Here is a 12412-nt window from a genome sequence, read left to right on the forward strand (position 1 = left end):
ATCCTTATGCATTGTAATTCCTAATTTATGTTTTATATATTAAGTATTATATTTTGGTTTAAATTTTCTAGTAAGTTGATGAACTAGATTCTTCTCATAATTATTTAACCCCATAAACCATACCAATATAAAATAGATTATTGAATATAAAACTATATTAATAAATAGATTGAATTGAAGTAACGAATTGATTCCAAACCCTATTATTAATGCAATAAATACTGGTAGAGAAATATGAAAAATATTCTTCCAAAATAGAATTATGTTTAATCCTATTTTTCGGTGGTAAAATATATTCATAATCAATGCATTTCCTATTAAGTAAGAAATTCCTGTTCCAAAGGCTGTTCCAATCCCACCATATATTTTGGATAAAGGGATTGAGATAATGACATTAAATATAGCAATTAAAATTAATATTATTGATCTAAACCCTTGCATATTTTTTGCCTGTAAAATAGATAGGCATATATTTTGAATTAATGGAATTGTTATTGGGATCATTATGAGCAACACCATATAATACGCACTAACATAATTACTCCCTGCCCAAATTCCAATGAATTGGTATCCAAATAATATAAAGCCAGTTAATATAAATGCCATTATAATATATTGTATTCTACTATACTTAACTAAAAAGGCTGTTAAAGACTCGTTACTTGAATTATTTGCCACCATCATTGATATTTTAGGTAAGAATAATCCGCTCAACGAAGTTGAAAACTGTAGATATAATTTAATAAATTGTATAGCTATAGCAAATATCGCAACCATCGATGTTCCCTTTATAGACCCCAAGATTATTTGTCCTGTGTTCCAATTAACTTGATCCACTATTATACCTAAAAATATAAAGAAAGAATACCCTATAATCTCTTTTAATACTTGAAAATCCATTTTTCCAAAATAAAATGATACTTTCAATTTTTTTAAACAGTAATAGACATTAAAGAGTAAACATAAAATATTTATAACAGTTGAAACTACTACCATTGTTATTGATCCAAAGTTAAAAAATAAAAATGGTAGGGTTACAAGTGGAATACTAAGTGAACGAATAATTGCAACAACTTTTACTATCACAAATCTTTCGTATGCTTGAATAATTGAACCAAAAATAGAAAGTGGAAAAGAAAGTGCAAAATTAATTATCAATATAATAACCATAATTTTTGCTTTTTCTATTTCTGACGGTGTTAAGTTTTGTCCAAATACATTATCTATTGTATTAAAAATCACCGTACCAACTATGACAGTTAGCAATCCTATAAGAGTATATATTATTAAAAACATTCCATTAAGGTTTGACTCAGTATTTTTATCTCCAATTACTCTATTCCTTGCAGTAAATCTTATAATTGCATTTCCTAGTCCTAAATCCATAATACTAAGATATGCTGATAAAGAACCTATCATTGAGTATAAACCATATTCTGATTGGCCTAATAACCTTATCATAATTGGAGTGTATAAAAGAGCAATTAAAATTGTTATTATCACCGAAACATACGATAAAATGGCACCTATTTTCAATTGGTTCAATTCATCACACTTCTTTCAAAATAATAAAAAAAATACAAGGTAGTAAACATTTTACAACCTTCCTCATTATAAACTAAACCTGTTAATCGACCTGAAGTGCATCCTTCAAGAAATTGATTGCTTTTTTTCGTTCCTTTTCTAATATAGATTTAGTATGAGTATAATCCATTTCAAAAACTTGTTCATTTGTATTAATATTGCTAATAGTTCTAGTCTGGAGGTTAAATGTGGATAAAAGAGTATCTATTCTAGAATTCATTGACATTACTGTTCCTTCTCTAGGAAAAACAATAAACGGAGTTTCTAACAAGATAGAAAAAACTACCCCGTGAAAAGAATTTGTGCAGAAAACACTCGCTGAATTAATAAAATCAATAAACTCACTTGGTCCTGTAATAAATGCCTCTTTATCTTCAACATCTGCTAAATTAATAATTTCTAAATTATTTTTTCTAGCAATCTCATTAATTATTTTTTTATTTACTTTTGATTGTTTTCCTAAAAAATAAGTTAATAAGTATTTATTTCTAGTTAATTTAGTTTTCGGCTTCTTAGAGATCGAAAGCCACTTATCTTTTGTTAACATCATTGTTGGATCCACAAGGACAGTTGCATTTTTTTTAGTTAATTTTTTTACTATTTCAGCTCCCGCTTGCTCTCTAACAGAAATTTTGTTCATTCCTGAAATCAACCCAGTATATTCTTCAACAAATTCGTTCGGAATTTCAGATACCCCAAAACTCGCTGCATAAGAAATTCTTTTTTCTTTAGGAGCAAAAGTTAAAAAATCAATTGTAGAGTATCTTCTATCCGTAAATGTAGGGTTCCAAACCTGATCACTACCAGTAACAAAATAGTCATATTTATTACCTAAATCATCCGGAATATATTCAGCAGTTATATAATAATCTGTTTCACTTATATAAGTGTCTGTAAATTCCTTAAATGCTCTTAACCTTTTCGGCTTAATATCTTTAACTTTTTTATTGTAAAGATACTTTTTCCACTTGTTATTGAATCTTTTTGATATTTCACTAACAGATAATCCTTTTAGATTTTTCATTTTTTCTAATGAAGAAGTTTTCATATCCTTCTTTGTTTTATGAATAACTGTTTCTACTGAAAAACCTAAAGACTTTAAAACTTCTTGTGAAGCATAATTTTGTAATCTATTTCCGTAATTATCATAATCATTAATTGTTAATATTCCTATTTTTTTCATATTAAGTCCTTTCTAAACCTTCTTTCTAGTTTAAAATCCTATTTTATAAATGTTATTTAAAGGCTTAAATTAGTTCGTTCATCTTACGATTCCATTTGTTTAGTATAACTTCTTTTTTAAAATCTTGAACTCGTATTAAACTTTTTTTCTGATAAAATTTTCTTTTTTGAGGATTTTTCAAAAAAATGTTTAACTCTCTAGTAAACTCTTGAATGTTATTTTGATCAATTAAGATACCAAATTCTCCATCTTTTAAAATTTCTCTAGGTCCAGAATTATTAAAACTAATTATAGGTAAGCCAAAAGTCATTGCTTCGGTTATTACTAAACCAAACCCTTCCCATCTAGATGTTGAGATAAAAATAGAACCAGATTGATATAACTCACTTAACTCTTTAGTACTGAGAACACCTTTTAATATAACTCTATCTTCTAAGTGGTTTTTCTTTATCATCTTTATAAATTCCTTTTTATCAGAACCATCACCAGCAACCAGTATTTTCCAACCATTTTCTATATTTTTAGCTATTTCAATTAAGTAGTCTAACCCCTTCTGTTTAATTATTAACCTACTTACAAATATAATGTACTTATTTTCCATATTACTAATACTACTTTCCTTATTAGTTATAGTTATTGGATTATAAATACACTCAGTATTTGCATTGATTTTACCATATTTTCCCTTATCGCTTTCAGATAAACATACAACTAAATCAGCCTGTTCTAAGCCTAATTTATAATAATTAATAAAGGGTTTATAGTATTGTTCCACATAAACTTCATATTCATTGTGCTGCCACGCTATAATTTTCATATTATGTGTTTCTCTTTTTAGAACAGGGATAAGTGATGTTAATTTGCCTTGACATAGAATAAGTATATCAGGCTCGTCTTCTTTTAAATATTTTATCAATTCTTCTGTTGAATCTTTAAATAAAGCTTTTATATCATAAGTTTTTTGAGTCAGTTCATATCTATATTTCAAAATTTTACCAATTATTTTACTTCTTATTTTTCGTTTTTTTATTATTCTAGGAGTATTTATCTCTTTATTTAATTTATAATAAAATTGATTTTTGCCTGAAAAGTCAATTAATGTAATAGTATTTCCGTCTTCTTGAAGTGTGTTTGCCAATTCACTAGTAACTCTCTCAACCCCTCCAACATCAAAGGACTCATTTATAATACATATTTTCAAGTTTACTACTCCTTTACCTACCTAGTACTTTGTTTCAAAAAAGCCGAGGTTTCTAAAAAAAATAATATTCTCCTAAGGAAGCAGATAGCTTAAGCCATCTACAGGTTAGTTAATACAAAAATGATTTTCTTACTCTCTAATTTTTGCAACATTTTTTTCCCTTTCATTCCAATAATTATTTATTATCAATCCTATACTAATCCAAAAGAAAGAGCCTATATGGGAATCAAATAAAATAAAGGATGAATTTAATGTTAATAATGAACATGTAAGAATCACATAGCCATAAGCTTTATTATTATTATTTATTTTTAACAAATAATTATATCTTTTATAAATAAAAATCGTAAGAATTACTATTAACAAGATTCCTATCAAACCAAATTCAGGAAGTAACTGAGCCACAAACGTATCTGTTGTTTTTAAATTAAAATAATCAAACTGATGGATGTTATACTTATCGAATATTAAATCATTTGTTGCTTCCCTATATGCCCAAGTACCGTAAGTATTATAGCCTATTCCAAATAAAGAATTATCTTTCCACACATCTATTCCTTTAAAAATATAATATTCACGCGGTGATGTTCCAGAATATTGGTTAACCATTAGCATAATATAAGATTTAATATCTAAAAATATACTAGAAATTAAAACAACAAATATTAAAAAATAAAATGCTTTAAACTGCTTTAATAAATATCTTCTATTATCAAAAAACAATAGAAAAACTAGAACTAAAAGTGTAACTCTTGTTCCTGAAAGAATGACATTTAAAAATAATATCACCGAAGTAAACAATTGCCATTTTAGTTTATATTTATATTTATATAAAAAGTAATAAATACAAAATAAAACTGCTGAAAAATTCGCGAATTCAATCGCATGTGGGAAAAAACCAATTGACCGATAAAATCCATTTCTTTCTACAATACCGTATGTTCCTCTGAAAATATCAAAGACCTTTTCCATCCCTAAAAATTGTAGTACAGCCAATAACCATCCTAATAATACAATTGGCATAATGATTTTTAGCAACTTTAAAATATCTGTTTCATCAAATCTTGAAAATATAACTATAAAGATTAGTAAAAAATACTTACAATAGTCCAAAGAGGATTTTATAAAAATACTTAAATCATTATACGTCACAAAGGTAGAAATAAAATTAACAAGCAGAAAACCAAAGAGTATTAATGTGAGTTTAATAATTTCAATATTTTTTGGTAGCTTATTCTTTAACATCACAAACAAGAGTACCATTACTAGTGCACCATAGTGCATTGTCTTCACTATTGACTTTATTGAATTATGTGTGTCATCTAATCCTGTAACGTATTTTACAAAAATAAATAAAAGCAATAGATAATACAATAATCGTAATTCTATCCTTGCTTTAATAATATTTCGGAGTGTAAAATCCAATAAAATAAAAAAACATAATGCTAATAAAATATTCAATTTACCCAAAACAGAAAACAATGCAATTATAAAAGTGATTATTATAATTACTAAGGCAATAAATCCTTTTCCCTTCATTTTATGCAATATAGAAATAATTTTTCACCCCTTTTGTAAATTAATCGTTTGTGTAGGTGTAGTGATAGTTAATATCCTTTGATAATGTGTTCTTACAAGCATTAAATATATTCTTATTACACACAGATTAATTAACTCAATTTTTATATTTCTTAATTATTAGCCGTTTAGTATTTTTAAGAAGAATACTTTTCAGGTAATATGTTTAATAGTGTGCTATAAGATTTTTGTTTGTCAGGGGATACTTAATAAACATTTTCTTAAACACAGTATTCTATTAACCCTCTAAAATTCAATTAAAATACTAATATATTTAACGTCATTCGGAGTATGATTCATTTTTTTATTCTCAAAGCTCATTTTATATTTGTTTTTTTTCTTTTTTATAAAAGTGATTATTTCTAAAAAAATTTTTCAATCTATCAATCTTAATATCTGTTAATCTAATCGGCACAAGTTTATTTCCTATCAATTTTATAAATAATCCTAAACTATAAAAAACTCCAAACTTATATCTAACTAGCGCAATACCTGTAAGTTTTGCTGCTGAGTTTCGAATTTTTTTATACTCTATTGAACTTAGATTTTCTCTATAAAAGTTATTCTCTCTTATATAAACATCATAAACATCTGAAAACCTTTTTTTACTCATTAAAGTAGTGATACTTTTCGAATTAAAATCCCAGCTATAAATCACTTTTCGTTCAACTGCAAATGTTTCCGCAAAGAAATCACACTTTATACTAAATAAAACATCATTACTACTTAGTGTAGAATCAAACTTAATGTTATGCTTTCTTACCATTTCTGTTCTATATAGCTTGGACCAAACCACTGAAATATTATACTTTAATTTACTAGGATCCTTTTTTTCAAGGTATTCTTCAATCGGTTTTGCATAAGTAAGATGTCTTGTAGTAACTTTTCCATTTTCATCTTGGGAGGTTGGCATAAAATATACTATATCAAAATCAGTTACCAAGTATGGTTCAATATGATTATAGAAGTTTTCAACAAAGTGGTCATCACTATCTGCAAATAAAATCCACGGCGAATTAACCTTCTCCAAACCAATATTCCTACAGACACCTGCTCCCTTTTTACTAGTATTATTTTGATATAAAGAAATATTTAAAGGAAACTCTGAAACAACTCTCTCCAGATTTTCCTTTTCAGTTCTACTACTCTTATCATCGACAATAATAATTTCTAAGATATCCTTTTCTTTAATCACTAGAGAACTAAGTAATCTTCTTATCAGATTACTTGAATTATAATGCGGTATTACAATCGATACTAATGCTTTCATTTTTACTTCCTTTCATCTTTAAAAGCTGAACTTTTATTTTTTGTTAATGCATTCCACTCATATATTAACAGTGGCTTTAATATCGATTAACTACTTATTGTATTAAAAATATATTATTTAAAACTCAATATGTTGTTTACTGCAGTCCTATAAACTAGTTTAATTTTCTTAACTACCCTACTAAAGTAAAAAACTGCAAACTTTCTTCCATACTATTATTAAGAATTTGTTAATAAAACTTTATTCATCCAGTTTAATTTCTTTTCATTAAATCCTTTATTATAATCATAAATTCATTAATAAACTGTGTATTATTAGATACAAAATCCTCATTGGTATCTGAGAAATTTTTAATAGTTTCAGATAAATCTTTTATATCATCAACCAAGTATATTCCATAACCACGCTTTTGGATTCTCTTTGCAAAATCAAATTGATGATTATTTACATGTTCATCAAACTCAAATTTCCTAGGCACTACAATCGGAGATTTATGCTTTTCTAAAACACTTAAAAAGCTTGCTGGCCCTCCATGAGTAATTACTATACGAGACTTTTCAATGTAATTTGTCATTTCATCAAAACTTACAAACTTTGTCCACTGACAGTGCTTTGGCTCGTAATCTGAATAACCTGTTTGAATAAAGACTTCATCATCAATTTTTCCATTTGCTTTTAATTGATCCATTTCCATAATTAATCTGTTAAATTGTTGTTCATGTGTTCCAACTGTTACAAATATCATCTAGAAAATACCTCCTAAATTTATTGCTTTAGGATATACCTTCTTCATTTCTTCCCATTGAACAATAAATTTGTCAGAAACAGGATATACTAATTTTCCAGTAAGAGTTGGTGAATCAATTCTATCAAACACCTCTATATACACTGTTTTACAACCAAATAACTTCCCTAGATAAAAAAAAGGCACAGCAACAGCGGCACCAGAGGAAATAATAATATCTGGCCTTTCTTTTTTCAAAATTTTAAAAGCTAAAATTGTATTTCTAATTGTGTTTTTTACATTACGATTGGTTGGGTAGTAACATGGGTACATTTTTTCATTTTTTAAGATACTTTTAGCATCACTTTTGTCGAAGGTAACCCAAAATCTCTCTTCATTTTCCCAAAAAGGTTTTAACATATGAAGATGCGTTAAATGACCTCCACTTGAACCAACTAAACAAACTTTCATAATATTATTCCTCACTAATTACTCTATTTATTTTAAAATAATAATTATTATTAAATATTAGAAGTATCTTTAATAATTTAATTTCTACTCAATTATCTGCTAATTAGATTATCCCTACGAAATTAAAATGCATTTTTTGATCCAAATAACACTAAAACTGTTCTCAACATAATTTTAATGTCTTTCATAATAGATCTCTCTTTGATATAGAGCAAATCCAACTCTACCATCTCTGAAAACCCAATATTACTTCTCCCGCTGACTTGCCACAACCCTGTACACCCTGGCACTACTAATAGTCTTTGTTTATCATATGAGGTATATTCGGACACTTCTCGAGGAAGAGGTGGTCTCGGGCCTACTAAACTCATTTCGCCCTTCAGCACATTTATCAACTGCGGTAATTCATCTAGACTAGTTTTTCGTATAAACTTCCCCACTTTAGTTACTCGTGGATCATCCTTCATCTTAAACATTGCACCAGAAACCTCATTTAAAGCTAATAATTCTTTCAATCGCTCTTCTGCATCGGAGGCCATTGAGCGGAATTTATACATATAAAACTCTCTTCCATCTTTACCAACTCTTAATTGTTTAAAGAAAACTTTCCCTTTTGGATCTTCTAATTTAATAAGAAGTGCAATAATAACAAAAAGGATACTTAGAACAATTAATCCACAGAATGAACCAATGATGTCTATCGCTCTTTTCATTACAAGGTAGCTTCGAGCTGTATTTACAGATATATTTTTTTTCTTTTCTAAATACAGAGATTGATCCTTATAAAATTCAGACATCACCATACCACCTATCCCTTAATTATTTTCTCTATTTATGTAACATCAGATAACCAACTAGAGGAAAAAGGTACAGTAACATGCCTATTTCCGTATGAATCCTATCATTAGTTATCTAGTAAATTATTAGATTAAAATATCCCTAAAAATTTCTTTCTTTTTATCCGTTCAGGAATTTCTTTTATTATATTCTTATCTTCCACTAGAAATTGGGCATTTTCTTTAAAAAGATAGATATAATCCATACCATAATTCGCTTCTATCATATCCAAAGCTTCAGCCATTTTAAAAGTTCTATTATGGATATTATGAGCATCAGATGCAATAAAATGGGTTAAATTATACTCAATCAATTGCTCCGAAAACTTTTTCACATTCTTTCCAAAGTATCCCACCACACTAGATGCCGTTACTTGAGTCAATGCGCCGCTTTTTACAAACTGATAAAGAAGATCAGGCTTTTCCTGCAATTCTTTGTTTCTCTCCGGATGTACAATAATTGGAATAATACCCTCTGTTTGCAATTCATACAATAGCCTTTCTGCATATCGTGGCACAGAGGAAGAAGGGAATTCTATAAAAAGATATTTTGTATGATTAAGTGTTAGAATTTCTTCTTTATTATAATCTTCTATCACTTCTCCATAAATTCGTACTTCCTGACCAGGAAGTACGGTAAGAGGAATATTTTCTTGTTTTAATACTGTATTTAGCTCATTTACCTTTGTAATAATCGAAGATTTCAAATTATTAAATTGATTATTCTTATGATGAGGTGTAGCAATGATTGATGTTATGCCTTCGTTCACGGCTGTCTTCGCCATCTTTATGCTATCTTCTATTGTCTGTGCCCCATCATCAATTCCAGGTAATATATGACTGTGGATATCAATCATTGGTTCTACACCCCTCTATTATTTTACTAACTTTTTTCTATAACTATATTAAGTGATATTATCGTAAGCAATTTAACTGATTGTTAATTTGTGCCGTAATAATAATAACTACCTTTTTTGTCCGCTTTTTTATTATTTAATACAACACCTAATATTTTTCCCGTCGAAGCAGCAAGCTGCTCTTTCGTTTTCACCACAGCTTCTTTATCCGCTTTCCCGCTCCCTACTACTAAAATACTTCCATCACAAAGATTGGCCAGCACTTGTGCATCGGTTACGGCCATTACTGGCGGTGTATCGAATAAGATAATATCAAATTCTGCTAATGCTTGTTCCAAGAAATGACTCATTGCTTTTGAACCTAAAAGCTCTGAAGGATTTGGTGGTATTGGCCCACTAGGAAGAACATATAAATTCTGTTCATCATCCTGATGAACAGTTTCCATTAAATCCATTTGGTTTGTTAATATAGAGGTTAATCCCGCTGTATTATTTAAATTAAACGTATAATGAACAGTTGGTTTCCGTAAATCTGCATCCACTAACAATACTGTTTTACCCTGTTGCGCGAAAACCACTGCTAAGTTTGCTGTTGTTGTTGACTTCCCTTCGCCAGGCCCTGAGGATGTCACTAATATGGAGCGGATTTCTTCATCCACACTTGAGTATATGATATTTGTTCGAATATTTCTATACTGTTCAGAGATTGGTGATTTCGGATCATACTTTGCAATCAGTTTTCGTCTATTATTAAGCGCTAATCCGCCCTTTTTTGCTCTCTTACTTGCTGCCAAGTAAATCCCCCCTGCTTCTTCCTTTTTGTGTGCCTCTAAGTTTTGCTTCAAAGCTTTCATCAATTTTTGTAATAGCTCCTAGTACTGGTAACTCTAACAATTTCTCAATATCCTGCTCTGTTTTCACTGTGTTATCTAAGTATTCAAGTAGGAACGCTAACCCCACACCTATCAATAATCCTACTACTGCAGCAACGGCAATATTTAACGGAGGATTAGGACTGACCGGTGCTTGATTCGCTTGATCTTCCGCTAATGGTAATACGGTAACATTATCAATGCTCATAATATTCTTAATTTCTTTTTCAAATACTTCTGCTGTTTTATTGGCAATTTGTAAGGCAACTGTTGGGTCAGCATCTGTAACTGAGACAGTCATTACCTGTGAACCTTGTGCACTTTCCACCGCAATTTTATTGTTCAACGCTGATACACTCATATCTAACTTTAATTCATCTTTTACAATATTTAAAATAGCTGCACTTTTTAAAATAACACTATAGGTGTTGATTAATTGTACGTTTGCCTGCACTTCTCCTGTATTTAATGTAGCAGATGAATCATCCTTTGCCTGGTTAACAAGAATTTGCGTCGAAGATTTATATTCAGGCGTAATAATGAAATAACTTACCACAGCACTTACTATCATAGCAACTAATGTAATGGAGATAATAAGTGATACTCTTTTCTTTAACGTATCAAATAATTCTTTTAGACTAATAGTTTCTTCCATGACTTCCTCCTAGAAAAATATAAAAACCAAAAATATTATATCATATATCGTTGCATATATTGTCATTTCTTGTCATAATTTTAAATGAAATGTTTTTACGTGTTTTACTATACCAATTAATTTACATTTTTGATATATATTTTTTTTAAAAGGGAGAACTTTCCTATCTAATGTACTAATTTGGTAGATTACTAAACGACTATACTAAATTTTTTAGGAGGTTTCAATGAAAGCTATTATTCTATCCATCCTCTCTATTATTCTCGTGCTCATACTTATTATCGGGAATACCCATTGGAATAATCGAGAGGTCAGTTCTTTAACTAACAGCCATCCTACTAAAGATGCAGAAGTAAAAAATAAAGACCAGGAAGAACATAAAGACCAGTATTTTAGTCTTGACTACTATATGAGTTTCGCCAAGTCTTGGCCTGAGAGTGCCCAGCAAGTACTGGAAGAGAAACTTGCTGATAAACAAGCTTTTCATATCTTATTAGTTGGTTCCGATGAAATTGGCGATAAAGAGCTTGGGTTAATTACCCCATTGCAAGAAGCGTTAGCTAATAAATATGATAAATACGTAACCATTGATAGCATTACATATAATGAGACATCATCCGATTATGTAAATAATAATGAATATGAGTCTATGATTGATAAGAAGCCAGATATGGTCATCTGGGAACCTTTTTTGTTGAATGATAACGGAGTAGTTGATATTTCTACAACCTTATTGAATATCAACCAAGTAATTAATGAAACAAAAGATGTCCTACCAGATGTAACATTTGTTTTAATGCCAGCACATCCCCTCTATAATGCAGGCCTCTATCCTATGCAAGTAAGCGATTTGAAGAAATTTGCTGAATCGAAAGAAATTCCCTATTGGAATCATTGGGAAGCATGGCCTGAGAGCAATGATTTAAAACTTAAAGATTATTACGTTGAGTTAGGTGATAGATCACAAGCAAATGAACAAGGCTTTAAAGTTTGGAGCAGCTATCTGTCTAAAAAACTTATATCAGAATAAATCTTTTCATTAAGCGAGAATTTCTCGCTTTTTTTTCAAGAAAATAGTTCTGTATAACGCACATGGATAGCATGTTATCACATTTTCTGAATATTTGTAAATATTACTTTACTCCTATCTCTTTCCTGTAAGCGCTACCTAGTTTCTTCTA

The 12412-nt window shown here is 29.2% G+C and carries 12 protein-coding genes; 1 reads left to right on the forward strand and 11 read right to left on the reverse strand.

What is annotated here, in order from left to right; translation table 11 throughout:
* Positions 1-39: 39 nt before the first annotated feature.
* The 11 genes from MHH96_RS03105 to MHH96_RS03155 all read right to left on the reverse strand — a co-directional run bounded on the left by MHH96_RS03105 (position 40) and on the right by MHH96_RS03155 (position 11231).
* Positions 40-1545 (reverse strand): oligosaccharide flippase family protein, encoded by a 1506-nt coding sequence (locus MHH96_RS03105; RefSeq protein ID WP_341116632.1) that lies wholly within the window; start codon positions 1543-1545, stop codon positions 40-42.
* A gap of 82 nt (positions 1546-1627) precedes the next feature.
* On the reverse strand, positions 1628-2767 hold the full coding sequence (locus MHH96_RS03110; RefSeq protein ID WP_341116634.1) for a polysaccharide pyruvyl transferase family protein: 1140 nt from the start codon (positions 2765-2767) through the stop codon (positions 1628-1630).
* Positions 2768-2831: 64 nt separating this feature from the next.
* Positions 2832-3968, reverse strand: coding sequence for a glycosyltransferase (locus MHH96_RS03115; RefSeq protein WP_341116635.1), 1137 nt, complete (start codon positions 3966-3968; stop codon positions 2832-2834).
* Positions 3969-4097: 129 nt separating this feature from the next.
* Positions 4098-5507 (reverse strand): O-antigen ligase family protein, encoded by a 1410-nt coding sequence (locus MHH96_RS03120; RefSeq protein ID WP_341118096.1) that lies wholly within the window; start codon positions 5505-5507, stop codon positions 4098-4100.
* Between the two features lie 361 nt (positions 5508-5868).
* Positions 5869-6816 (reverse strand): glycosyltransferase, encoded by a 948-nt coding sequence (locus MHH96_RS03125; RefSeq protein ID WP_341116636.1) that lies wholly within the window; start codon positions 6814-6816, stop codon positions 5869-5871.
* Positions 6817-7069: 253 nt separating this feature from the next.
* Entirely contained in the window at positions 7070-7561 is a 492-nt protein-coding gene (gene pssE / locus MHH96_RS03130; protein ID WP_341116639.1) for a PssE/Cps14G family polysaccharide biosynthesis glycosyltransferase, read from the reverse strand.
* Positions 7562-8011, reverse strand: coding sequence for a PssD/Cps14F family polysaccharide biosynthesis glycosyltransferase (pssD, locus tag MHH96_RS03135; protein ID WP_341116641.1), 450 nt, complete (start codon positions 8009-8011; stop codon positions 7562-7564).
* 122 nt (positions 8012-8133) lie between these two features.
* Positions 8134-8808 carry a sugar transferase gene (locus tag MHH96_RS03140; RefSeq protein WP_341116643.1) on the reverse strand — a complete coding sequence of 225 codons (675 nt, stop codon included), beginning with the start codon at positions 8806-8808 and terminating at the stop codon, positions 8134-8136.
* A gap of 131 nt (positions 8809-8939) precedes the next feature.
* Entirely contained in the window at positions 8940-9704 is a 765-nt protein-coding gene (locus MHH96_RS03145) for a tyrosine-protein phosphatase (protein ID WP_341116645.1), read from the reverse strand.
* Positions 9705-9787: 83 nt separating this feature from the next.
* A complete protein-coding gene (locus MHH96_RS03150; protein WP_341116647.1) occupies positions 9788-10498 on the reverse strand; it encodes a CpsD/CapB family tyrosine-protein kinase in 711 nt (236 codons plus the stop codon).
* Positions 10485-11231 carry a YveK family protein gene (locus tag MHH96_RS03155; protein ID WP_341116648.1) on the reverse strand — a complete coding sequence of 249 codons (747 nt, stop codon included), beginning with the start codon at positions 11229-11231 and terminating at the stop codon, positions 10485-10487. The genes MHH96_RS03150 and MHH96_RS03155 overlap by 14 nt, the downstream gene beginning before the upstream one ends.
* 226 nt (positions 11232-11457) lie before the next feature.
* Here MHH96_RS03155 and MHH96_RS03160 point away from each other — a divergent pair, with 226 nt between their 5' ends.
* Positions 11458-12261, forward strand: a complete 804-nt coding sequence (locus tag MHH96_RS03160; protein ID WP_341116649.1) for a hypothetical protein — start codon at positions 11458-11460, stop codon at positions 12259-12261.
* The last annotated feature ends 151 nt before the right edge of the window (positions 12262-12412 follow it).

It is taken from the genome of Niallia sp. FSL K6-0212 (assembly GCF_038007605.1).
In the GTDB taxonomy this organism is placed as follows: Bacteria; Bacillota; Bacilli; order Bacillales; family Cytobacillaceae; genus Niallia; species Niallia circulans.

Coding starts and splice junctions, on each gene's coding strand:
- MHH96_RS03110 (WP_341116634.1), bottom strand. CDS start 2,767: ATGAAAAAAATAGGAATATTAACAATTAATGATTATGATAATTACGGA.
- MHH96_RS03120 (WP_341118096.1), bottom strand. CDS start 5,507: ATGAAGGGAAAAGGATTTATTGCCTTAGTAATTATAATAATCACTTTT.
- MHH96_RS03125 (WP_341116636.1), bottom strand. CDS start 6,816: ATGAAAGCATTAGTATCGATTGTAATACCGCATTATAATTCAAGTAAT.
- pssE (WP_341116639.1), bottom strand. CDS start 7,561: ATGATATTTGTAACAGTTGGAACACATGAACAACAATTTAACAGATTA.
- pssD (WP_341116641.1), bottom strand. CDS start 8,011: ATGAAAGTTTGTTTAGTTGGTTCAAGTGGAGGTCATTTAACGCATCTT.
- MHH96_RS03140 (WP_341116643.1), bottom strand. CDS start 8,808: ATGTCTGAATTTTATAAGGATCAATCTCTGTATTTAGAAAAGAAAAAA.
- MHH96_RS03145 (WP_341116645.1), bottom strand. CDS start 9,704: ATGATTGATATCCACAGTCATATATTACCTGGAATTGATGATGGGGCA.
- MHH96_RS03155 (WP_341116648.1), bottom strand. CDS start 11,231: ATGGAAGAAACTATTAGTCTAAAAGAATTATTTGATACGTTAAAGAAA.
- MHH96_RS03160 (WP_341116649.1), top strand. CDS start 11,458: ATGAAAGCTATTATTCTATCCATCCTCTCTATTATTCTCGTGCTCATA.